Annotated in this window: 19 protein-coding genes and 2 tRNA genes; 6 read left to right on the top strand and 15 right to left on the bottom strand. The window is 72.6% G+C overall.

Annotation, left to right across the window (positions count from 1 at the left end; translation table 11 throughout):
- Positions 1 to 42: 42 nt before the first annotated feature.
- Positions 43 to 810: a class E sortase gene (locus tag Cph01nite_RS15950; protein WP_203675680.1), complete on the bottom strand. Its 768-nt coding sequence runs from the start codon at positions 808 to 810 to the stop codon at positions 43 to 45.
- The gene (locus tag Cph01nite_RS15955) at positions 807 to 1,628 is read right to left on the bottom strand and encodes a DUF881 domain-containing protein (RefSeq protein WP_203675681.1); all 822 of its coding nucleotides are present in this window, start codon (positions 1,626 to 1,628) and stop codon (positions 807 to 809) included. The genes Cph01nite_RS15950 and Cph01nite_RS15955 overlap by 4 nt, the downstream gene beginning before the upstream one ends.
- A gap of 139 nt (positions 1,629 to 1,767) precedes the next feature.
- On the opposite strand from Cph01nite_RS15955, the gene Cph01nite_RS15960 reads away from it, so the two are divergent.
- Positions 1,768 to 2,073 (top strand): cell division protein CrgA, encoded by a 306-nt coding sequence (locus tag Cph01nite_RS15960; RefSeq protein ID WP_373307594.1) that lies wholly within the window; start codon positions 1,768 to 1,770, stop codon positions 2,071 to 2,073.
- Positions 2,074 to 2,228: 155 nt separating this feature from the next.
- On the opposite strand, the gene Cph01nite_RS15965 is transcribed toward Cph01nite_RS15960, so the two are convergent.
- Positions 2,229 to 2,939, bottom strand: coding sequence for a rhomboid family intramembrane serine protease (locus tag Cph01nite_RS15965; RefSeq protein WP_308439447.1), 711 nt, complete (start codon positions 2,937 to 2,939; stop codon positions 2,229 to 2,231).
- Between the two features lie 184 nt (positions 2,940 to 3,123).
- The gene (locus Cph01nite_RS15970) at positions 3,124 to 3,663 is read right to left on the bottom strand and encodes a peptidylprolyl isomerase (RefSeq protein ID WP_203675682.1); all 540 of its coding nucleotides are present in this window, start codon (positions 3,661 to 3,663) and stop codon (positions 3,124 to 3,126) included.
- Between the two features lie 170 nt (positions 3,664 to 3,833).
- On the opposite strand from Cph01nite_RS15970, the gene Cph01nite_RS15975 reads away from it, so the two are divergent.
- From Cph01nite_RS15975 to Cph01nite_RS15990, 4 genes are all read left to right on the top strand, one after another.
- Positions 3,834 to 4,688 (top strand): hypothetical protein, encoded by an 855-nt coding sequence (locus Cph01nite_RS15975; protein ID WP_203675683.1) that lies wholly within the window; start codon positions 3,834 to 3,836, stop codon positions 4,686 to 4,688.
- 222 nt (positions 4,689 to 4,910) lie between these two features.
- Positions 4,911 to 7,334 carry a glycoside hydrolase family 9 protein gene (locus Cph01nite_RS15980; RefSeq protein ID WP_203675684.1) on the top strand — a complete coding sequence of 808 codons (2,424 nt, stop codon included), beginning with the start codon at positions 4,911 to 4,913 and terminating at the stop codon, positions 7,332 to 7,334.
- A 205-nt stretch (positions 7,335 to 7,539) separates the two neighbouring features.
- Positions 7,540 to 8,235 carry a GNAT family N-acetyltransferase gene (locus Cph01nite_RS15985; protein ID WP_203675685.1) on the top strand — a complete coding sequence of 232 codons (696 nt, stop codon included), beginning with the start codon at positions 7,540 to 7,542 and terminating at the stop codon, positions 8,233 to 8,235.
- 95 nt (positions 8,236 to 8,330) lie between these two features.
- A complete protein-coding gene (locus Cph01nite_RS15990; protein ID WP_203675686.1) occupies positions 8,331 to 8,897 on the top strand; it encodes a hypothetical protein in 567 nt (188 codons plus the stop codon).
- 76 nt (positions 8,898 to 8,973) lie between these two features.
- Here Cph01nite_RS15990 and Cph01nite_RS15995 read toward each other — a convergent pair whose 3' ends face one another.
- The gene (locus Cph01nite_RS15995; protein ID WP_089802810.1) at positions 8,974 to 9,180 is read right to left on the bottom strand and encodes a cold-shock protein; all 207 of its coding nucleotides are present in this window, start codon (positions 9,178 to 9,180) and stop codon (positions 8,974 to 8,976) included.
- A 581-nt stretch (positions 9,181 to 9,761) separates the two neighbouring features.
- Positions 9,762 to 10,988 carry an RtcB family protein gene (locus Cph01nite_RS16000; RefSeq protein WP_203675687.1) on the bottom strand — a complete coding sequence of 409 codons (1,227 nt, stop codon included), beginning with the start codon at positions 10,986 to 10,988 and terminating at the stop codon, positions 9,762 to 9,764.
- Positions 10,989 to 11,179: 191 nt separating this feature from the next.
- Here Cph01nite_RS16000 and Cph01nite_RS16005 point away from each other — a divergent pair, with 191 nt between their 5' ends.
- Positions 11,180 to 11,650, top strand: coding sequence for an ATP-binding protein (locus Cph01nite_RS16005; protein WP_203675688.1), 471 nt, complete (start codon positions 11,180 to 11,182; stop codon positions 11,648 to 11,650).
- Between the two features lie 111 nt (positions 11,651 to 11,761).
- On the opposite strand, the gene Cph01nite_RS16010 is transcribed toward Cph01nite_RS16005, so the two are convergent.
- From Cph01nite_RS16010 to gnd, 9 genes are all read right to left on the bottom strand, one after another.
- Positions 11,762 to 11,834, bottom strand: a tRNA-Ala gene (locus Cph01nite_RS16010).
- A 13-nt stretch (positions 11,835 to 11,847) separates the two neighbouring features.
- Entirely contained in the window at positions 11,848 to 11,967 is a 120-nt protein-coding gene (locus Cph01nite_RS19135) for a DLW-39 family protein (protein ID WP_239069314.1), read from the bottom strand.
- A gap of 60 nt (positions 11,968 to 12,027) precedes the next feature.
- A tRNA-Ile gene (locus Cph01nite_RS16015) sits at positions 12,028 to 12,101 on the bottom strand.
- Positions 12,102 to 12,241: 140 nt separating this feature from the next.
- On the bottom strand, positions 12,242 to 13,180 hold the full coding sequence (locus Cph01nite_RS16020; RefSeq protein ID WP_203675689.1) for a DUF3566 domain-containing protein: 939 nt from the start codon (positions 13,178 to 13,180) through the stop codon (positions 12,242 to 12,244).
- Positions 13,177 to 15,771, bottom strand: a complete 2,595-nt coding sequence (gyrA, locus tag Cph01nite_RS16025) for a DNA gyrase subunit A (RefSeq protein WP_203675690.1) — start codon at positions 15,769 to 15,771, stop codon at positions 13,177 to 13,179. Before gyrA ends, Cph01nite_RS16020 begins: the two co-directional genes overlap by 4 nt.
- A 65-nt stretch (positions 15,772 to 15,836) precedes the next feature.
- On the bottom strand, positions 15,837 to 17,837 hold the full coding sequence (gyrB, locus tag Cph01nite_RS16030; protein ID WP_203675702.1) for a DNA topoisomerase (ATP-hydrolyzing) subunit B: 2,001 nt from the start codon (positions 17,835 to 17,837) through the stop codon (positions 15,837 to 15,839).
- A 288-nt stretch (positions 17,838 to 18,125) separates the two neighbouring features.
- Entirely contained in the window at positions 18,126 to 18,701 is a 576-nt protein-coding gene (locus Cph01nite_RS16035) for a DciA family protein (protein WP_239069315.1), read from the bottom strand.
- Entirely contained in the window at positions 18,691 to 19,887 is a 1,197-nt protein-coding gene (recF, locus tag Cph01nite_RS16040; protein ID WP_203675691.1) for a DNA replication/repair protein RecF, read from the bottom strand. Before recF ends, Cph01nite_RS16035 begins: the two co-directional genes overlap by 11 nt.
- A gap of 5 nt (positions 19,888 to 19,892) precedes the next feature.
- The gene (gene gnd / locus Cph01nite_RS16045) at positions 19,893 to 20,822 is read right to left on the bottom strand and encodes a phosphogluconate dehydrogenase (NAD(+)-dependent, decarboxylating) (RefSeq protein WP_203675692.1); all 930 of its coding nucleotides are present in this window, start codon (positions 20,820 to 20,822) and stop codon (positions 19,893 to 19,895) included.
- Positions 20,823 to 20,884 lie beyond the last annotated feature (62 nt).

A 20,884-nucleotide genomic window follows, 5' to 3' on the forward strand; every position in this document is an offset into this window, starting at 1 on the left:
TCGTCCGCCCAGCCGGGTCCCGCGTGCCGGTCAGCGGGGCCGTCATCCGAGCAGCTCCGCGGGCGTCCCGTCGGACACCGGGGCCCAGTAGTCGAGCACGCCGTGGACGATGTACCGCTCGCGCGCCGAGAACATCGGGTGGCACGTGGTCAGGGTGATGAACCGCTCGGTGGGCTCGACGCCGGGCTCGTTGGGCACGGGTGCGATCACGCGGACGTCGGCCGGCGTGACGACCTCCATCTCCGTGACCTTGTAGACGTACCAGGTGTCCGCCGTGCGCACGACCAGCGCATCGTCGACCTGGAGCTCCTCGATCCGGTTGAACGGCTTGCCGAACGTCACGCGGTGACCCGCCAGGGCGAAGTTGCCGACCCCGCCCGGCATCGCGGTGCCCTCGTAGTGGCCGATGCCCAGCACGTCGAGCACCGTCGGCCGGTCGGTCCCCTGGGAGATCGGGCGCTCCTGCTCGCCGACCCAGCGCGGCACCTGCAGCGTCGCGAACGACGTCGCGTGCGGGGGCTCGTCGATCACGGGGGGCTCGTCGCGGCGCGGCTCGGCGACGCCGTCGTCCTCCTCCGCGACGACCGGCGGCGCGAACCCCAGGTCGCGCACGATCTCCGCCTGCGCGGCGTTGCCCTCGACGTCCGTCCACCACAGCTGCCACACGAGGAACCCGAGCAGCAGCACGCCCACGGTGATGAGCAGCTCGCCGACGACCCCGACGATCCCGTAGGCGATGGACGAGGCGGTGGGCGTGCGCGCGGTGCGCGCGTGGGCGGGCGGGCGCACCGTGACCGGAGGGCTGCTCACAGGTCACCCCCCGAGCGCGGGTCGCGCGCGACGGCCGCCTGCGCGGGCTGCGACGGCAGCACCTCGACGTCGTCGGGCACCCGGGCCCACGTCAGCTCCGTGGCCCCGGAGTAGGCAGGCAGCTCGACGCTCGCCCGGTTCTCGACGTTCCAGCCCAGCCCCAGCTCGCCGGCGTCGCGGACGTAGTTGCGCACGGCCGTGTCCTCGTCCAGGGCGGCGCGCAGCCGCTCCGGATCGCCGATGACGGTGATGACGAACGGGGGCGAGTACATGCGTCCGTGCAGGCGCAGGACGTTGCCCTGGCACTGCACGCCCGTCGTGGACACCACGCGCTGGTCCATGAGCCCCATCGCCTCCGCCCCGCCCGCCCAGAGCGCGTTCATCACCGACTGGATGTCCTGCTGGTGCACCACCAGGAGGTCGGGGTTGAGCTCCTCACGCCGGGCGTCGACCGGGGCGTCGTCGAGGGTGACGGTCAGCCCACGCCCGGTGACGGGGGTCGAGCCGCCCGCGACGAGGTCGCCCGCGCCCACCGTCAGCGTGGGACGGCCGGCGAGCGCGTTCTGCTCGGCCGTGAGCCCCTCGACCTCCGCGCGCAGCGCGTCGACCTCGGTGGACAGCCGCTCGACGTTGGCCGCCTGCTTCTGCGTGAGCTCACGCAGGTTCTGCGGGTGGCGGACCTCGTCGGTCCCGGAGCTGCGGGCGTTGACCGTGAACAGCAGGCCGGACATCCCGAGCACCAGGCCCACGGACACGGCGCCGCGACCCAGCCCTCGACGGCGCGGGCGCGGGGCGCGGGCATCGGCGGTCGGGGTCATCACCGCCTCCTTCCGCTGGGCCCCCGCACGGGGACCGGGACGACAGCACTACGCTAGGTCACGTTCGGCGGCCCGCCGACACCGGTCCGCAGGTCGACGACACCAGGGAACCCGGACGGCCCACCGTACCGACGGTCCGGTGACGTCGACACCCCGCCTGCTCACCGCACCGTCGCAGACAGGAGCCACGCCCGTGCCCGAGTCGAAGTCGCGCAAGAAGGCGACGTACACCCCGCCGCCCTCGAAGGCGTCCGCGCCCAAGCCGCTGCCGCGCTGGTTCCTGCCCCTGTCGCTGGGCCTGATGATCTTCGGCCTCGTGTGGCTGGTCGTCACGTACCTGTCGCCGGGCGCCGCGTACCCGGTCCCCGGCATCGGCCAGTGGAACCTGGCCGTGGGGTTCGCGATCATCATCGCGGGCTTCAGCATGCTCACCCGCTGGCGCTGACCTCGCGGTCCGCGGTGGCGCCGTGCCGAGGCTGTGGGTCCGCGTACCCACAGCCTCGTCCACATCCCGCGCCGCTCGTCGTCCACAGGCGGTGCACACACCTGTGGAGAACTACACCGGTGTAGTTCGCACCGGCGGCATCGTGCCGGTCGGGGTCACGCCAGCCCGTACGACGCGTACATCGCCCACGTCGTCCCCAGCAGGACGACGAGCAGGGCCACGGGCGCGGCCCACCCGACGACCGCGCGGTGCTCCCGCGGCGCGTACGCGTAGGCGGCGCCGAGCAGCGCGCCGGTGACCAGGCCGCCGAGGTGCGCCTGCCAGGCGATCCCCGGCAGCACGAACCCGAGGACGCCGTTGAGCACGAGGATCCCGATGATGGGGCCGGCGTCGCGCCCGGTGCGCCGCAGCACGACCAGCACGGCGCCGAACATGCCGAACACGGCGCCGGACGCCCCGACCATGGCCGTCCCCCACGTCCCCGTCACCGGGGCCAGGAGCACGGCGCCGACCGAGCCACCCAGGGCGCTGACCAGGTACAGCGTGGCGAACCTGGCCCGTCCCAGCGTCGACTCCAGGTAGGGGCCGATCATCCACAGGGCGATCATGTTGAACAGGATGTGGAAGACCTGCCCGGGCGAGTGCAGGAAGGCGGCGGTGAGGAACCGCCACGGCTCGAGGGCGCCCCAGGCCGGGACGAACCACCACTGCGGCGTCCACGCCGGCACGGCGAGCTGCAGCACGTACGAGACGACGCACAGCCCGATCAGCGTCAGCGTGACGACCGGTCGGCCGCCGCGCACCCGGCCACCGAAGAGCGTGCGCCCCTCGCGCGAGGTCCGGGCGGCCTGCGCGACGCAGTCCACGCAGTGCACACCGACGGGGGCGGTTCGCTGGCAGTCGTGGCACGTGGGTCGCGCGCACCGCTGGCAGCGGACGTAGGCCTCGCGGTCGGGGTGACGCGGGCACACGGGCGGTGGCCCGGTGCCGTCACCGGGCACGGCGGGCGGCCCCGCGAGGGGGCCGCCCGGCACGCCAGGGGTGCTGATCTCAGTCCTCCACCGTGATCGAGGTGATCGTGACGTCCTGCACCGGGCGGTCGCCCGGGCGCGTGGGCGTCGCGGCGATCGCGTCGACGACCGCGCGGCTCGCGTCGTCCGCGACCTTGCCGAAGATCGTGTGCTTGCCGTTGAGCCACGTGGTGGCCGCCACCGAGATGAAGAACTGCGAGCCGTTGGTGCCGCCGACCTTGCCGGTCACCGGGTTGAGCTGCTTGCCGGCGTTGGCCATGGCGAGCAGGTAGGGCTCCGAGAAGGTCAGCTCGGGGTGGATCTCGTCGTCGAACTGGTAGCCCGGGCCGCCGCGCCCGTTCCCGAGCGGGTCGCCGCCCTGGATCATGAAGTCGGGGATGACGCGGTGGAAGACGACGCCGGCGTACAGCGGGTCCGTGCGGGGTGCGCCCGTGGACGGGTCGACCCACTCCTTGGAGCCGGTGGCCAGACCGACGAAGTTCTCGACGGTGCGCGGCGCGTGGTTCTCGTAGAGCTCGACCCGGATGTCACCGGCGGACGTGTGGATGGTCGCGAACATGGGTCCAGTCTGGCACCCGACGCCGACCCCGCGCCCTGGCGGGCGGCGGACTCGCCGCGGGCGAACCACCGGCGCGCGCCGAGCGGGACGACGGGGACAGTGGCAGAGTGGGAGGTCACAGCGTCGAACCGATCAAGCCGAGACCAGCCAACACAGCGCGGGAGTGGCACATGACCCATCGTCCGAAGATCGACGTGGACACCGAACGCCTCAAGGGGCAGGCAGCCGACCTCGGCGCCTCGTTCGCCGACGGCGCCAAGGACGCGGCCGCGCGGGCCGGCGACGCCGCCGGGCACGCCAAGGAGTGGACGACGCCCAAGGTCGAGGCGTTCGTCGCCTGGCTGCTGCCGCGCGTCGACCACCTCTACAAGGAGAGCGTGAAGTCCGCGGCGCCCCAGGTCGAGAAGGCCGCGAAGAAGGCCACCCCGGCCATCGACAACGCCCACGACAAGCTCGTGGACGAGCTGATCCCCAAGCTGGTGGCCGCTCTCAACGACGCTGCCGTCAAGGCCGGCGCCCAGGTGGAGCACGCCGCGGACGCGGCGGCGGTGCACGCCGGCAAGCACTCCAAGAAGCTGGCCAAGGCCGCGAAGAAGGCCGCCAAGCAGGCCGCCAAGGCCGAGCGCAAGCACTCGGGCGCCAAGGTGTTCTGGGTCGTCGCGGGTCTCGCCGGAGCGGGCGCCGCCGCGTTCGCCTGGATGCGCTCGCGCTCGACGACCGACCCGTGGGCCGAGCCCTGGGAGCCGGCCGACTCCCTGGGTGGCGAGTCCCTCAAGGCGCGCGCCCAGACGGCCGTCGGCGACGCGGCGGACGCCGTGGGCGAGGCCGCCGGCACGGCCGTCGCCAAGGGCCGCGAGGCAGCCGACAAGGCGGCCGAGGCGGTGGCCCACGCGAGCGAGGAGATCGGCGACAAGGCCAAGGAGGCCAAGGAGGTCGCGCAGGAGACCGCGCGCAAGGCCACCCGCCGCTCCACCCCGAAGACGCCCGACACGACGCCGGACGCCGGCGAGACGCCCGCGTCCTGACGCACCGCGCCGCACGGCGCACCGCACCACCGGCCTCGGCCCGTCCTCGACGGTCCGGGGCCGGCGTGCGTGATGGCTAAATGTTTCAGGCGTTGACCGCCGCCGCCCCGCCTCAGCACCATCAGCGCGGGCCCCCACCTGGTGCGACGTCGGCGTCGTCCCGCGTGCCGCGCCCGTGGGAGCGCTCCACCAGCGCTCGTTCCCCGTCTGAAGGGACGTGCCATGCCCCGCACCTCCACCCGCCGCTCGCGAGGACGCGCGCTGTGGGCCGGCGCCGCCGCCGTCGCGGTCGTCGCCGGAGCCGTCACGCTGCCGGCCCAGGCCGCGCAGGCCGCGCCCGCGTACAACTACGCCGAGGCGCTGCAGAAGTCGATGTTCTTCTACCAGGCGCAGCGCTCGGGCGACCTGCCGGCGAACTACCCCGTCTCGTGGCGCGGCGACTCCGCGCTCGACGACGGCAAGGACGTCGGCAAGGACCTCACCGGCGGCTGGTACGACGCCGGCGACCACGTGAAGTTCGGCCTGCCGATGGCCTTCACCGCGACGATGCTCGCGTGGGGCGCCCTCGAGAGCCCTGCGGGCTACACCCAGGCCGGCCAGACCGACGAGCTGCGCGACAACCTGCGCACCGTCAACGACTACTTCATCAAGGCGCACACCGCGCCCAACGAGCTCTACGTGCAGGTCGGCAAGGGCGACGACGACCACAAGTGGTGGGGCCCCGCCGAGGTCATGACCATGGCGCGCCCCGCCTACAAGATCACCGCCGCGTGCCCGGGGTCCGACGCCGCCGCCGAGACCGCCGCGTCGATGGCCTCCGCGTCGCTCGTCTTCCGGCAGGCCGACCCCGCCTACTCCGCGACCCTGCTGACCCACGCCAAGCAGCTCTACACGTTCGCCGACACCTACCGGGGCAAGTACTCCGACTGCGTCACCGACGCCCAGTCGTTCTACCGGTCGTGGTCCGGCTACCAGGACGAGCTGGTCTGGGGCGCGTACTGGCTGTACAAGGCCACGGGTGACGCGACGTACCTGGCCAAGGCCGAGGCGGAGTACGACAAGCTCAGCAACGAGAACCAGACGTCGACGAAGTCGTACAAGTGGACCGTGGCCTGGGACGACAAGTCCTACGCCGCGTACGCGCTGCTGGCGATGGAGACGGGCAAGCAGAAGTACGTGGACGACACGAACCGCTGGCTCGACTACTGGACCGTCGGGGTCAACGGCCAGCGCGTGACCTACTCCCCCGGCGGCATGGCCGTCCTGGACTCCTGGGGCGCGCTGCGGTACGCCGCCAACACCTCGTTCGTCGCGCTCGTCTACGCGGACTGGCTGACCGACGCGACCCGCAAGGCCCGCTACCACGACTTCGGTGTGCGGCAGATCAACTACGCGCTGGGTGACAACCCCCGCAAGTCGTCGTACGTCGTCGGCTTCGGGGCCAACCCGCCGAAGAACCCGCACCACCGCACGGCCCACGGCTCCTGGCTCGACTCCCTGAAGGACCCGGTCGAGACACGGCACGTGCTGTACGGCGCGCTCGTCGGCGGTCCGGGCTCGGCCAACGACGCGTACGTCGACGACCGCGGCGACTACGTGGCCAACGAGGTCGCCACGGACTACAACGCCGGGTTCACCAGCGCCCTGGCCTACCTCACGGCCGAGTACGGCGGCACGCCGCTGGCGTCCTTCCCGCAGCCGGAGACGCCCGACCAGGACGAGTTCTTCGTCGAGGCGAAGCTCAACCAGCCGCAGTCCGGCGCCTTCACCGAGGTCAAGGCCATCATCCGGAACCGCTCGGCCTTCCCCGCCCGCTCCCTGACCAACGCGTCGATCCGCTACTGGTTCACGCTCGACGAGGGCGTGCCGGCCTCGAGCCTGTCCGTCTCGACGAACTACAGCGAGTGCGGCAGCCAGCCCGCCGCCGTCAAGCAGGCGTCCGGGTCGCTCTACTACGCCGAGATCGGCTGCGCGGGGCAGAACATCCACCCCGGCGGACAGTCGCAGCACCGGCGCGAGATCCAGTTCCGCGTCCAGGGGACCCTGCAGTGGAACGCGACCAACGACCCGTCGTTCGTCGGGCTGCCGGCGACGGGCGACCCGGTCAAGACCCGGGGCATCACGCTGCACGAGGGCGCCACGCTGCTGTGGGGCACGGTGCCCGACGGGTCGGTGGAGCCGACGCCGACTCCGACGCCGACACCGACGCCGACGGTGACGCCGACACCCACACCGACGGTGACACCCACACCGACACCCACGCCCACGGTGACACCCACGCCGACGCCGACGGTCACACCGACACCCACACCCACGCCGACCTCCGGCCCGGCCACGTGCGCCGTCACGTACACCGCCAGCAGCTGGAACACCGGCTTCACGGCGTCCGTGCGGCTGCGGAACACGGGCACGGCACCGCTGACGTGGTCCCTGGCGTTCGACCTCACGGCCGGGCAGCAGGTCCAGCAGGGCTGGAGCGCGACGTGGTCCCAGACGGGCACCCGGGTCACCGCGACCGGTGCCGCCTGGAACGCCACGCTGGCGCCCGGCGCGTCGGTCGACCTGGGCTTCAACGGGTCGCACACCGGCCAGAACCCCGCACCGACGTCGTTCACGGTGAACGGCGCCACCTGCGCGGCGGGGTGACAGACGGGTCCCGGTCCGGCTCGATCCCCGAGGTCGCCGGACCGGGACCGATTCACGACCCGGGCGGGCGGCCCGATTCCGTCCGCCCGGGCCCGGTGTCCGGCGCGGGGGCGGTCGGACGCCGCGCGAGGGCGTCGCGTGTTGCGCGCGGCGCCCTCGTGGTCCGTCGGTTGACGCGTCGACGCCGGACCGGGACGCTGCGGGGGTGAGTGACACGACCTCCGCCCCGCCGTCCGCCACGGACCTCACCGACGTCGACATCTGGCCGCTGACCGGCCTGCGGGTCGTCAGCGGGGACCTCGAGCTGCGCGCACCGGACGACCGGATGCTGCTCGACCTGGCACGGCTCGCGGCCCAGGGCGTCCACCGTCCGGACGCCATGCCGTTCCTCGTACCGTGGACGCGTGGCACGCCGACGCAGGTGGCGCGCAGCGTCATGACCTACCAGTGGGGCCTGCGGCAGCGGATGTCCCCCACCGACTGGGCGTTCGAGCTCGCGGTGGTGCGCGACGGCCGTCCGCTGGGCACGCAGGGCGTCTACGGCAAGGACTACCTGGTCACGCGGACGGCCGAGACCGGCTCGTGGCTGGGGCTGGCGCACCAGCACGGCGGCGTGGGCACGCGCATGCGGCTGCTGATCCTGCACCTGCTCTTCGAGGGGTTCGACGCGCTGCACGCCACCAGCTCGGCGTTCGTCGACAACCCCGGCTCGTCGGGCGTCAGCCGCAAGATCGGCTACCGGCCCAACGGCATCCTGCACCAGGCGCGCGAGGGCGGGCCCGTCGACAGCCAGCTGTTCGTCCTCGACCGCGCGGACTGGGACGCGCGGCCCGACGCGCTGCGGCTCGACGTCCGGATCGAGGGCCTCGCGCCGGTGCGGGAGCAGCTCGGCATGGTGTGACGCGGTGGGACGCGCCATGGGACGCGCCGTGTGACGCGCGTCCCATCCGCCGGAGGTCCTGTCCGTGCCGGTACGTCCGGGAGTAGCGTCCCGTCATGCTGCTCGCCGACCTGCAGGCCCGGGTGCGTATCGCGCTCACCACGACGCTCGTCGACGAGTGGACGCTGTTCGCGCCCTCCGCCGGCACGAGCCGCCCCTCCGCACGCACCATCTCGTTCCACCTCGGCTGGGCCCTGCGGGGCTCGATCGAGAAGACGTGGGACGTCGACGCGGACTACGACCGCTCGGGCATGGTCCTGGAGTCGTCGGTGCGGCTCGACGGCGCCACGCACCGACCGCCGCACCTCATCGTCCACCAGCGCGGCCGGCTGGGGCCCGAGCACAACCTGCTGCTGGTGGAGCTGACGGCCGACGCGACCGCGGCGGCGCCCGGCGCGGCCGACCTCGCCGTGGCCCGCGCCATCCAGCAGCGGTTCGGGTACCGCTACGCCGTGCTGCTCGACCTGCGGCTCGCCGACGACGCGACGACCGCGGACGTGCTCCCCCACTGGCAGTGGGCGACGCTCGAGGACGGTGCCGTCACCGACGAGCCCGTCCCGGTGTACACCGACGAGGTCCTGGCGAGCGTCGTCGCGCGGGCCCGCCGGGGAGCGGCCCGCTGAGGGACGCCCCGCGTGCGGCCCGGGGACGACGAAGGCCGCACAGCGAGTCGCTGCGCGGCCTTCGGGTGCTCGTGGTTCAGAGCGGACGGATGTCCGACGCCTGCAGACCCTTGGGGCCCTGCGTGACCTCGAACTCGACCTGCTGGTTCTCCTCGAGCGTGCGGAAGCCGCCCGTCGAGACGATCGCGCTGAAGTGCGCGAAGACGTCGGCGGAGCCGTCCGAGGGGGCGATGAAGCCGAAGCCCTTCTCAGCGTTGAACCACTTCACGGTGCCGGTGGCCATGATGTCTTCTCTCGTTGTGTCTGCCGGCGCGCTGGTGCGGCGCCGGTTGCCGCGCCCCGAAGGGCGCAGACGATGGAGGGTCGACGAGCGACGCGCTCGGGGAGAGCTCGTGCGGGCCGGTGCCAGGAGGCACGTCGCACGGTCGAACGTCGGGGCCACGCCCACGGGCCGCGTCCAGCGGTCGTGAGCGTGGAAGCCGTCGGGGTGGCGGGCGATCAGACCGGCGTACTCACCGCTGACGGTGCCGACCCAGAGGTCGTCGTCAGCGGCGCGCCAGACTGCGGCCGGACCGGAGGTCACCTTCGCCGCCGTGGCGGTCGAGGGACTCTCGAAGATGGTGTGTGTGATGTTCTCTGCTTCCGCTCCGCACCCGGTGGGGCGGAGATCCTGGCCGGCGGTGGTGCTGCCGGGTGCGCATGGTCCTCGCTTCGATGCGGAGGGCCCGAAGTGCGCCGCGGACGTGTTCGCGCGGCATGACGCATCAACGACTGTACACGACGGCTCGTCGTCGCACCCCCGGCGGCCCTGGCGCCCCGGGGTCCCGGGGCGCCAGGGGCGTGTGTGCGCAGGTCAGCGGGTGGTCAGCCCTTCACGCAGACGATCGTGCGCAGCCGCGCGACCACCTCGACCAGGTCCTCCTGGGCGGCGATGACCTGGTCGAGGTCCTTGTACGCCCCGGGGATCTCGTCGAGGACGCCGGCGTCCTTGCGGCACTCGACGCCGGCGGTCTGGGCCGCGAGATCCTCCAGCGTGAACGCCCGCTTGGCCGCGTTGCGCGACATGCGCCGCCCCGCGCCGTGCGACGCCGACCAGTACGACGCCGGGTTGCCCAACCCACGGACGATGTACGAGCCGGTGCCCATCGACCCCGGGATCAGGCCCACGTCGCCCGCGCCGGCACGGATCGCGCCCTTGCGGGTCACGACGAGGTCCGCGCCGTCGATGCGCTCGGTCGCGACGTAGTTGTGGTGGACGTTCGCCACCTCCTCGAAGGTCACGTCACGGTCGGCGAACGTCGCCCGCACGGCGTTGACGAACAGCGTCATCATCACCGCGCGCGACCGTGCCGCGTACTCCTGGGCCCACCACAGGTCGTGCAGGTAGGCGTCCATCTGCGGCGTCCCGGCCAGCAGCACGGCGAGGTCGCGGTCGACCAGCCCCTGGTTGTGGGGCAGGTCCTTCGCGACCGCGACGTGCACGTCCGCGAGCGTCTTGCCGATGTTCCGCGAGCCCGAGTGCAGCTGGAGCCACACCGTGCCGTCGTCGTCGAGGCAGACCTCGAGGAAGTGGTTGCCCCCGCCGAGGGAGCCCAGCTGACGCCGCGCGCGACCCTCCAGGTCCCGGACCCGCGGCGTCAGCGCGTCGAAGCGCGCCCAGAACCCGTCCGCTCCCCGCAGCGCCTCGGCCGTGCGGGCACGTGCACCGATCGGGCGCAGCCGGCGCAGGTCCACCGGCTCGTCGTGCGCACGGAAGCCCACCGGCACACGGGACTCCACCGCCGTCCGCAGCGCGTGCAGGTCGTCGGGGAGGTCGTCGGCCGTGAGCGAGGTGCGCACGCCGATCATCCCGCAGCCGATGTCGACGCCGACGGCGTTAGGGGAGACCGCGTCGCGCATGGCGATGACGGAACCCACCGTCGCGCCCTTGCCGAGGTGCACGTCCGGCATCACCCGGACCCCGTGCACCCAGGGCAGTGCCGCGATGTTGCGCAGCTGCTGGAGCGCGGCGGGCTCGACGTCGTGCTCGTGGGCCCACATGAGGGTGGGCGCCACGGCGCCGCGCAGCTCGACGGGGAACGTGCTGGTCATCTCGTCCCTCCTCGGGGCGTGGTCGCGCGCCAGCCCGGGCGCGGGTGCGCCCGCCGGGCGTGCGGGGTGGTGCGACGAGGATCGCGGACCGTGACACCCGGTGTCCCGAGGTTTTCCTGCGACGATGACTCCGGATGCGCACGGCCGCCGGGGCTGTGATGCTCGGTGCTCCAGCACACAGGAGGAACAGAGTGACTGACCCCAAGCCCGAGCGGCTCGAGCTCACGGACTCGGACGCCGGGCTGCACCTCAGCCACCCGCCGGACGGCTTCGAGCCGGTCCGGACGTGGGCGCTCTCGTCGACGGCCCAGCTGCGGACGCTGCGCCACGAGCTGGCCGACCAGATCGGTACCAGCACGACGCGCGACCGCCAGGACCTCGAGGCGACGCCGGACAAGCTCGTGCTCATCGCCACCGAGCTCGCGGCGAACGCGCTCACGCACGGTCTGCCGCCGACGATCGTCGTGCTGTCGCGGACGGACGAGCAGTGGCTGCTCGACGTCGCCGACCACGACCCGGAGTCGCAGCCCGTGTACGCGGGGACGCGCATCACCGGGGCCGGCGGCCTCGGTCTGCACCTCGCCCGTCAGCTGTCACTGAGCGTCGGCTGGTACACGACGGAGACGACCAAGAACATCTGGGCCACGTTCCCGGTGCTCTGAGCCGGTCCGCGGTCCCGGGCCGCTGCGCCGACGGGCGCGCACTCTCGAAAGAACAGCCACGGAAACGACGAGGCGGGACATCGTGACCGATGTCCCGCCTCGTCGTCGACGTGGAGCCAAGGGGACTCGAACCCCTAACCCCCTGCTTGCAAAGCAGGTGCGCTACCAATTGCGCCATGGCCCCCGGTCGGGCCCGGTCACTCGAAGGTGTCGGTGACCTCGGCCCAGAGGTCCCGCTCGTCACGGTCCTCCGCGTACTTCTGCCAGGCGATGTAGCCGACCGCCGCAACCGCAGCGAGGAGCAAGAGCTTCTTCATCGGATCCCCCGTCTCGGGTGGGTGCCGGCAATCCGCGGCACGACGTGCGTGCCGGCAGCGTGGGCCTAACAGGACTTGAACCTGTGACCTCTTCCTTATCAGGGAAGCGCTCTAACCGTCTGAGCTATAGGCCCGTGACACGACCGCCGGATCGACCTCGGCGAGGAGATCAGCACCGGTGGGCGCGACGGTCGAGACTACCCCAGCGGAGGCGCCGCGCCCAAACCGACGGGCGCGGGACCGCCGGGGAGTCCCGCAGGGTGGATCGGTGCCGTCACTCGTCCGTCATCGTCACGTGCACGCCGCCGACGAGCGCCGCCACGATGTTGTAGAGGAACGCGCCGATCGTCGCGAGCGCCGTGAGCAGGAAGACGTCGATGACGCCCACCAGCGTGGCCGCCGAGACGGTCTTCTCGAAGGATACGTACGCCATGATGTCGAGCGGGCTCTCCGGCCCGACGACCTGCTGGATCAGGCCGTCCACCTGCGAGAACACCTGCAGGCTGTCGAGCGTGAACCAGACGACGATCGCCGCGACGACGATCATGATCCCGATCGCCACGGACAGCAGGAACGCGAGCTTCATCACCGACCACGGGTCGACGCGGGAGATCGCGAGCCGCACGCGGCGCGGACCGCCGCCCACGCTGGGGATGCGGCCGGTCGCGGGGCGGGGGGTCGCTCCGGTGACGGGCGCCGTGGACCGCTGCGCGGGGCGCTGGGCGGTGGCGGCACCTGCTGTCGTCGGCGTCGTGGTCATGGAGGCGTCCTCGGTGCGGGGGCGGGTCAGCTGAGAGTACGCCCTCGTGAAGCCGGATCCGGTGACCTCGGCCGCCTTCTTCAGCCAGACCGTCGTCGCGTCCACCGCGGTGACCAGGGGCGACGGCTGCTCGTCCCCCGTGCCGTCTTCACCCGCCGTCGGAGCCGCGAGCGGTGCCCGGCGGGGCTCCGCCGACGCCGGCCGCGCGCGGTCGTCCGCACGCGGGCCCGACGGCGCGGAGGACCGCCCCGACGTCGGGACGGCGCTGCTGCGCACGTCGACCGTGTAGGTCGGGGGAGTGGCGCCGTCCGTCGAGCCGATCGACGCCCACGAGCTGCCGTCGTGGTCGGCCGCCTGCACCGAGCCGCCCTGCTCGCCCGAGCGACCGCTGCTGCCCGTCACGGGCGTGGTCGGCCGCTTGCGGGGCGGTATCGAGGGGGGCGTGTCGCTCATGCGTCCTCCGCAGGCCGGTCGGCGCTGTCAGGAACCGACCCGTCCGGGTCCGGAACGTCGGTTGCGTCGTGGTTGGGCACGTTCTCCACCACGGTACCGCCATCGTCCTCGAGGTGTCGTTCACTGTTCCGGGCGACGGCGATGATCCGGTCGCCGGCGTCGGGCTTGGCGAAGATGACGCCCTGCGTGGTCCGTCCCGTCGCGTTGACCTCGGACGTCGCCGACCGCACGATCTTGCCGCGCTCCATGATGACGAGGACCTCGTCGTCGCTGTCGGTGACGAGCGCGCCGACCAGCTCGCCGTTCGCCTCCGGCAGGTTCGCGACCTTGATGCCGAGGCCGCCGCGTCCCTGCTGGCGGTAGTTCTCGACCGTGAGGGCCGTGCGCTTGGCGATGCCGCCCTCGGTGACCGTGAACAGGAAGGCGTCCTCCCGCACGACGTCCATCGCGAGCAGGTCGTCGTCGTCGCGGAACTTCATGCCCGTGACGCCGCTCGTCGCCCGGCCCATCGGCCGCAGCGCCTCGTCCGACGCGGTGAACCGCACGGACTGCCCGAGCCGGGAGACCAGGATCACGTCCTGCGTCGAGTCGACGAGCCGCGCGGCGACGAGCTCGTCGGGCCGGCCCTCGTCGTCCTCGCGCAGGTTGATCGCGATGACCCCGCCGCTGCGGTTGGAGTCGTACTCCGTCAGGCGCGTCTTCTTCACCAGCCCGCGCTTGGTGGCCAGCACCAGGTGCTCCGCCTGCTGGTAGTCCTTGAGGTCGAGCACCTGGGCGATCTTCTCGCCCGGCTGGAAGGCCAGCAGGTTCGCGACGTGCTGGCCCTTCGCGTCGCGGCCGGCCTCGGGCAGCTCGTACGCCTTGGCCCGGTACACGCGGCCGAGGTTCGTGAAGAACAGCAGCCAGCGGTGCGTCGTCGTGACGAAGAAGTGGTCGACCAGGTCGTCCTCGCGCAGCTGCGCGCCGCGCACGCCCTTGCCGCCGCGGCGCTGCGCCCGGTACGCGTCGACGCGCGTGCGCTTGGCGTAGCCGCCGCGCGTGATCGTGACGACCACGTCCTCCTCGGCGATGAGGTCCTCGATCGACACCTCGCCGTCGAAGGGCAGGATGTGGGTGCGCCGCTCGTCGCCGAACTTCTCCACGATCGTCTCGAGCTCGTCGCTGACGATCTGCCGCTGCCGCTCGGGGGAGGCGAGGATCGCGTTGAGCTCGGTGATGACGGCCTCGAGCTCGGCGTGCTTGTCGAGGATCTCCTGGCGCTGCAGCGCGGCCAGCCGGCGCAGCTGCAGGTTGAGGATCGCCTGGGCCTGCAGCTCGTCGATCTCCAGCAGCTCCATGAGGCCGTTGCGGGCCTGCTCGGCGTCGGGGGAGCGGCGGATGAGCGCGATGACCTCGTCGAGCGCGTCGAGCGCCTTGAGGTACCCGCGGTAGATGTGGATGTCCTCCTCCGCCTTGCGCAGGCGGTACCGCGTGCGGCGCTGGATGACGTCGATCTGGTGCGAGGTCCAGTGCCGGACGAACGCGTCGATGCTCAGCGTGCGCGGCACGCCGTCGACGAGCGCCAGCATGTTCGCGCCGAACGTGTCCTGCAGCTGGGTGTGCTTGTACAGGTTGTTGAGGACGACCTTGGCGACGGCGTCCCGCTTGAGGACGATGACCAGGCGCTGGCCCGCGCGGCCGGAGGTCTCGTCGCGGATGTCGGCGATGCCCTGGACGCGGTTCTCCTTGACGAGGTCCGCGATCTTCTTGGCCAGGGTGTCGGGGTTGACCTGGTACGGCAGCTCGGTGACCACGAGGCACTGGCGGCCCTGGATCTCCTCGACCTCGACGACCGCGCGCATCGTGATCGACCCGCGTCCTGTGCGGTACGCGTCCTCGATGCCGCGCCGGCCCAGGATCGTCGCAGCAGTGGGGAAGTCCGGCCCCTTGATGCGCTTCATGAGCTCCTCGAGGAGCTCCTCCTTGGACGCCTCCGGGTGCGCCAGGTGCCACTGCACGCCCGCCGCGACCTCGCGCAGGTTGTGCGGCGGGATGTTGGTCGCCATGCCCACCGCGATGCCGGCCGAGCCGTTGACCAGGAGGTTCGGGAACCGCGAGGGCAGGACCGACGGCTCCTGCGTGTGGCCGTCGTAGTTGTCCTGGAAGTCGACGGCGTCCTCGTCGATGTCGCGGACCATCTCCATGGCCAGCGGCGCCATCTTGCACTCGGTGTACCGGGGCGCGGCCGCGGGGTCGTCGCCGGGGGAGCCGAAGTTGCCCTGGCCGGCCACGAGCGGGTAGCGAAGCGACCAGTCCTGCACCAGGCGCACGAGGGCGTCGTAGATCGCCGTGTCACCGTGCGGGTGGTACTTGCCCATGACGTCGCCGACGACGCGGCTGCACTTGGAGAACTGCCGGTCCGGGCGGTACCCGCCGTCGTACATCGCGTACAGCACCCGGCGGTGGACGGGCTTGAGGCCGTCGCGCACGTCGGGGAGCGCGCGGCCGACGATGACGGCCATCGCGTAGTCCAGGTACGACCGCTGCATCTCGAGCTGCAGGTCCACCTGGTCGATACGGCCGTGCTCGATCTCGCCCGGGGTCTCGGTCACGTGCGGGTCACTCCAGTCGTCGGTACCAGCTCGGTCGCGTCGCCGGGGTCACCCCGGCGTCCGCGTCAGATGTCGAGGAAGCGCACGTCCTTGGCGTTGCGCTGGATGAACGCGCGACGGGCCTCGACGTCCTCGCCCATGAGGACGGAGAACGTCTCGTCGGCGGCCGCGGCCTCGTCCAGCGTCACCTGCAGCAGCGTGCGGTGCTCCGGGGACATCGTGGTCTCCCACAGCTCCGTGTAGTCCATCTCGCCCAGGCCCTTGTACCGCTGGACGCTGTTCTCCTTGGGCAGGCGGCGGTTGTTCGCGCGCCCGTCCGCGATGACGGCGTCCCGCTCCCGGTCGGAGTACACGTAGTCGTGCGGGGCGTTGCTCCACTTGATGCGGTACAGCGGGGGCTGCGCCATGTAGACGTACCCGCCCGCGATGAGCTGCGGCATGTAGCGGAACAGCAGCGTGAGCAGCAGGGTGCGGATGTGCTGGCCGTCGACGTCGGCGTCGGCCATCAGCACGATCTTGTGGTACCTCAGGCGGGAGACGTCGAAGTCCTCGCCGATGCCCGTGCCGAACGCGGTGATGAGCGCCTGCACCTCGGCGTTGCCCAGGGCCTTGTCGAGCCGCGCCCGCTCGACGTTGAGGATCTTGCCGCGGATCGGCATGATCGCCTGCGTCCGCGGGTTGCGGCCGCGCACGGCCGAGCCACCGGCGGAGTCGCCCTCGACGATGAACACCTCGCACTCGGCGGGGTTGTTGGACTGGCAGTCGCGCAGCTTGCCGGGCATCGAGTTGGACTCCAGCAGGCCCTTGCGGCGCGTCGCCTCACGGGCCTTGCGGGCCGCCATGCGGGCAGCCGCGGCCTGGATCGACTTGCGGATGACGTCCTTCGCCTCGACCGGGTGCGCGTCGAGCCAGGCACCGAGCTGGTCGTTGACGACCTGCTGCACGAACCGCTTGGCGTCGGTGTTGCCGAGCTTGGTCTTGGTCTGGCCCTCGAACTGCGGCTCGCCCAGCTTGACGGAGATGACGGCCGTCAGGCCCTCGCGGATGTCGTCGCCCGTGAGGTTCTCGTCCTTGTCCTTGAGGATGCCCTTCTCGCGCGCGTAGCGGTTCATCAGCGACGTCATCGCCGCCCGGAACCCCTCCTCGTGCGTGCCGCCCTCGGTCGTCGAGATCGTGTTGGCGAACGTGTGGACCGACTCCGAGTAGGCGGTGGTCCACTGCATCGCGATCTCCACGGAGATCCGGCGCGCGGTGTCCTCGGCCTCGAAGTCGATGACGTCGGGGTGCACGTGGTCGACCTTCTTGGCCGAGTTCAGGTGCGTGACGTAGTCGACGAGGCCGCCGTCGTACCGGTACGTGACGCGGCGCGCCGGCGTCGCCGCCTGCTCCGCTCCGCCGTCGCCCGTGACCTCGTCCTCGGTCCCGGTGTGCGCGGGGCGCTCGTCGGTCAGCGAGATCTGCAGGCCCTTGTTGAGGAACGCGTACTGCTGGAAGCGCGCGCGCAGCGTCTCGAAGTCGTAGTCGACGGTCTCGAAGATGGTCCCGTCGGCCCAGAACGTCTGCGACGTGCCCGTGACGTCGGTCTGCTCGCCGCGGCGCAGCTCGCCGACCGGCTTGCCGCCGTCGGCGAAGTCCTGGCTCCACACGTACCCGTCGCGCCGCACGACCGTCTCGACCCGGGAGGACAGGGCGTTGACCACGGAGATGCCGACGCCGTGCAGACCGCCCGAGACCGCGTACCCGGCGCCGCCGAACTTGCCGCCCGCGTGCAGGATCGTCATGACGACCTCGACCGTGGGCCGGCCCTCGGTCGGGTGGATCGCCACGGGGATGCCGCGGCCGTTGTCGGTGACGCGCACGCCGCCGTCGGCGAGCAGGGTCACGTCGATCGTGTCGCAGTACCCGGCCAGCGCCTCGTCGACGGAGTTGTCGACGACCTCGTAGACGAGGTGGTGCAGCCCGCGGGCGCCCGTCGAGCCGATGTACATGCCGGGGCGCTTGCGCACGGCCTCGAGGCCCTCGAGGACGGTGATCGCGCTGGCGTCGTACGACCCGTCGTCGGTCAGACGCTCGCGGTAGGGGGCCGCCGCGTCCTGCCCCTCGGCGGTCTCGTCGTGCGGGTCGCGAGGGGTGCTCTGGTCGGCCACGGGCGGCGGTTCTCCTCGAGAGCTCGATACGCGCCAGGCGCGTCGTGAGCGGCTGCGAACTCCCCGAGAGTCCGGATCACCCCACAGCGGCGAAGTTCTGGGCTCACGGGGGCGCGCAGGCGCCTTCGTTGACCTGTCCAGTCTACCCGCTGGATGCCCCGTCACGGGCAGCGGGGGCGCGCGCCGTCGGAGCGGTCGCCCGGCCCGTCAGCCGTACGTGTCGCGCTGACCGCGCCCCGCGACGCGCCGCGGGCCCCTGCCGAACCCGTGACCGGCCGGCCCGATGACGTCGACCTGCACCACGACGCCCTCCCCGAGGGTCTCGTCGAACCGCGCGAGCATGGTCGGCGCCAGCAGCCGCAGGTTCGCCGCCCAGGCCGTCGACGACGCCCGCACCGTCAGCAGGCCCGACGCGAACGACACGAACTCGCAGTGGTCCGCGACCTGCGGCCCGACGATCTGCGCCCAGCGGTGCACCAGGTCGCCCACCATGAGGCCCGGCTCCCAGCCCAGGTCCCGCGCCAGCAGGCCGGCGGACACCGCGAGCGGCTGCGGATCGCGCGGCCCGGGGGCGGACCCGCTGGTCACCGGCCTGCTGCGGACCACCCCGGGCCGCAGCCCGCGCGCCCGCGCCGCGGCCTTCGCGCGCGCGAGGGCGGCACGCACCACCTGCTCCGGCGGGGTCAGGGCGACGAGCTCGGACACCGGTACGCCGTCAGGCACCGCCGTCGGCGCCGGCAGCAGCGCGTCGTCGTCCCGGCCGTGGCGGTCGCTAGAGGACACGCGCCACCTCACCGCCCATGACGTCGACGCGCGCACCGGCCAGCGGCTCGGGGACGTCCTGCGGCACGGCCGCCGTCACCAGCACCTGCCGCGCACCGGCGACCAGCCCCGCGAGGCGCTCCCGGCGCCGGGTGTCCAGCTCGGCGAAGACGTCGTCGAGGATCAGCACGGGCTCGCCGTCCGGCCCCCAGTCCGCGGACCACGCGCCCGCGTCGTCGACGCCGTGGGTCAGCAGCGTGTACGACGCGAGCCGCAGCGCCAGGGCCACCGACCACGACTCGCCGTGGCTCGCGTACCCCTTGGCGGGCAGGTCCCCCAGGCTCAGGGCCAGGTCGTCGCGGTGCGGGCCGACGAGGCACACGCCGCGCTCGATCTCCTTGCTACGCAGCCGGCCCATCGCGTCGAGCAGCCGGGCCTCGACCAGCTCGACGCCCGCGCCCGGGTCCAGCGCCGGCTCGTCCGCGTCGGGCCCCAGCGCCGAGTCCAGCGACGAGCGGTACCGCAGGTGCAGCTCGCCCTGCCCTGCGCTGACCTGCTCGTACGCGTCAGCCGCGCGCGGGCGCAGCGCCGCCACGAGGGCCTGGCGCGCCACGACGACCTGGGCGCCGGTCTGCGCGAGCTTCGCGTCCCAGACGTCGAGCGTGCGCAGGTCGGCGCCCGCGCGGGCCCGCGCGGCCGCACCGGCGGACTTCAGCAGGGCCGAGCGCTGGCGCAGCACGCGCTCGTAGTCGCCCAGCACCCCGGCGATGCGCGGGGTCAGCTGCACCAGCAGGTCGTCGAGGAACCGGCGCCGGCCGTCGGGGTCGCCCTTGACGAGCGCCAGGTCCTCCGGCGCGAACAGCACGGTCCGCAGGATCCCCAGCACGTCGCGCGCCCGCCCGGGGGAGCCCCCGTTGATGCGCGACCGGTTGGCCCGCCCCGGCGTCACCTCGACCTCGACGAGCGTGGACCGGTCGTCGCGCACCACCTTGGCGCGCACCACCGCGCGGTTCGCCCCCGCGCGGACCAGCGCCGCGTCCGACGGCACCCGGTGGCTGCCCAGCGTCGCCACGTACCCGACCGCCTCGACGAGGTTGGTCTTGCCCTGCCCGTTGGGGCCGACCAGCGCGGTGATGCCCGGCTCGAGCGGGAGCTCGACCTGCGGGTAGGACCGGAAGTCGGTGAGGGACAGGTGCGCGACGTACACGCGGCTCAGGCCTCCGACGTGGGCGGAGCCGCCGGGGTGACCGTCTCGGCGCCCGCGGCGCGCACCGCGTGCCCGCCGAACTGCTGCCGCAGCGCCGCCACGGCCTTCATCGCCGGGGACTCGCCCTGGCGGGACGCGAACCGCGCGAAGAGCGCGGCGGCGATCACCGGGGCGGGGACGGCGAGGTCGATCGCCTCGTCGACGGTCCAGCGGCCCTCGCCGGAGTCCTCGACCCAGTCGTCGATCGCTCCGAAGCGCGGGTCCTCGTCGAGCGCCTGGACCAGCAGGTCCAGCAGCCAGGACCGGACGACGGTCCCCGTGGTCCAGGCGCGCATCGTCGCGGGCACGTCCGTGACCAGGTCCTTCGCCGCGAGCAGCTCGTAGCCCTCCGCGTACGCCTGCATCAGCCCGTACTCGATGCCGTTGTGCACCATCTTGGCGTAGTGGCCGGCGCCGACGGGGCCCGCGTGCACGAACCCGTCCGCGCGCTCGCCGGGCGGGCGCAGCGCGTCGAACACCGGCATCGCGCGCGCGACGTCCTCGGGGGCGCCACCCACCATGAGGCCGTAGCCGTTCTCGAGGCCCCAGATGCCACCCGAGACCCCGGCGTCGATGAAGCCGACGCCGTGCTCGGCCAGGATCGCGGCGTGCGGCGCGTCGTCCTGGTAGTAGGAGTTTCCGCCGTCGATGACGAGGTCCCCCGGGGCGAGCAGGCCGGCCAGGTCCCGGATCACCGCGTCGGTGATCGGACCCGACGGGACCATGACCCACACCACGCGCTCACCGGCCGGCAGGGCACGGACCAGGTCCTCGAGCGTCGGCACGTCGGTGACCTCGGGGTTGCGGTCGAAGCCCGTGACCTCGACACCCGCGTCCCGGATCCGCTGGCGCATGTTCGCGCCCATCTTGCCCAGGCCCACCAGACCGATGTGCATGCCTCGCCCCTCTCCGCCGTGCGCCGTGGTCGTGCCCACGGCTGTCCCGGCCACTGTGCCGC

The sequence above is a fragment of the Cellulomonas phragmiteti genome (assembly GCF_016862775.1).
GTDB classification, from domain to species: Bacteria; Actinomycetota; Actinomycetes; order Actinomycetales; family Cellulomonadaceae; genus Cellulomonas; species Cellulomonas phragmiteti.

Bases quoted from the DNA above. Each gene is read 5' to 3' on its own strand.
- Cph01nite_RS15975 (WP_203675683.1), top strand. From the start codon at position 3,834: ATGACCCATCGTCCGAAGATCGACGTGGACACCGAACGCCTCAAGGGG.
- Cph01nite_RS15970 (WP_203675682.1), bottom strand. From the start codon at position 3,663: ATGTTCGCGACCATCCACACGTCCGCCGGTGACATCCGGGTCGAGCTC.
- Cph01nite_RS16020 (WP_203675689.1), bottom strand. From the start codon at position 13,180: ATGAGCGACACGCCCCCCTCGATACCGCCCCGCAAGCGGCCGACCACG.
- Cph01nite_RS15995 (WP_089802810.1), bottom strand. From the start codon at position 9,180: ATGGCCACCGGCACCGTGAAGTGGTTCAACGCTGAGAAGGGCTTCGGC.
- Cph01nite_RS19135 (WP_239069314.1), bottom strand. From the start codon at position 11,967: ATGAAGAAGCTCTTGCTCCTCGCTGCGGTTGCGGCGGTCGGCTACATC.
- gnd (WP_203675692.1), bottom strand. From the start codon at position 20,822: ATGCACATCGGTCTGGTGGGCCTGGGCAAGATGGGCGCGAACATGCGC.
- Cph01nite_RS15980 (WP_203675684.1), top strand. From the start codon at position 4,911: ATGCCCCGCACCTCCACCCGCCGCTCGCGAGGACGCGCGCTGTGGGCC.
- Cph01nite_RS15990 (WP_203675686.1), top strand. From the start codon at position 8,331: ATGCTGCTCGCCGACCTGCAGGCCCGGGTGCGTATCGCGCTCACCACG.
- Cph01nite_RS16000 (WP_203675687.1), bottom strand. From the start codon at position 10,988: ATGACCAGCACGTTCCCCGTCGAGCTGCGCGGCGCCGTGGCGCCCACC.
- Cph01nite_RS15955 (WP_203675681.1), bottom strand. From the start codon at position 1,628: ATGACCCCGACCGCCGATGCCCGCGCCCCGCGCCCGCGCCGTCGAGGG.